Source organism: Photorhabdus africana (genome assembly GCF_035181445.1).
Lineage (GTDB): Bacteria > Pseudomonadota > Gammaproteobacteria > Enterobacterales > Enterobacteriaceae > Photorhabdus > Photorhabdus laumondii.
In genome coordinates this window covers 1-949 of the sequence record NZ_JAXBVE010000129.1, presented here as the reverse complement: position 1 = coordinate 949, position 949 = coordinate 1, and the positions used below count along the sequence as shown (strand labels likewise).

Sequence of the window (949 nt, the reverse complement as noted above, 5' to 3'; positions counted from 1 at the left end):
TCCCTGTTGATGACACGATTGCCCGACTTCTCTCACGGATTAATCCGGAACAATTTAATCTTTGTTTTATCAACTGGATGCGTTCGGTTCATCAGGTCACTCAGGGGGAATTAGTGGCGATTGATGGTAAAGTTTTACGGGGTGCCTATGCCCCGGGAGAACGCAGTTCGGCGCTCCACCTTGTGAGTGCTTATGCGACAGCCAATAAAATGGTCATCGGCCAGGTTAAAACTCAGAAAAAATCCAATGAAATTACCGCAATCCCGGAACTCATTAAGTTATTGGAACTGAAAGGCGCGCTGATTTCCATTGATGCGATGGGATGCCAAACGCAGATTGCTCAGGAGATTATTGATGCCGGCGCGGATTATTTATTAAGTGTGAAAGACAACCAAAAACGTCTCCATCGTGCCATTCAAAAAGCCCTGGAAGCCCAGCGCGTTTTGCCCTTAACAACCGAAAAAGCGCGGATAGAACGGGGTCATGGTCGTCTGGAAATCAGAGAAAGCCATGTGCTGAATGCCGAGACATTCAAAACCGATTTTCCGGAATGGGCGGGATTAAAAACACTGGGCATCACAATCGGATACAGGCAAGAAAACGGCAAATTGCCCAGTCTGGAGTACCGTTACTACATCAGTTCAGCCAGACTGACGGAAGAACAATTTTCTCAGGCAGTACGCAGCCATTGGCAAATAGAGAATAACCTTCACTGGGTGCTTGATGTGACGTTTAAGGAAGATAATTGTCAAATTTACCGTGAAAATGCGGCGGAAAATATCGCGATATTACGACGTATTTCGTTAAACATGCTGAAAAAAGAAACGAGTCAATTAAGCATCAAAGCGAAACGTAGACGAATATGGATGAAAACCCAATTTTTGGAGCGAGTATTACAGGCGGGTTTTGCTAATGTGAGTGATATTTAATCATTCATGCGGTTGCCCTG

General features: G+C 45.1%; 1 protein-coding gene. It reads left to right on the top strand.

Going from position 1 to position 949, the window contains the following annotated elements:
- Window positions 1-929 (top strand): ISAs1-like element ISPlu17 family transposase (locus SLS51_RS23030; protein ID WP_323840812.1); only part of this gene is annotated, 929 nt, incomplete at its 5' end.
- Between the last annotated feature and the right edge of the window lie 20 nt (window positions 930-949).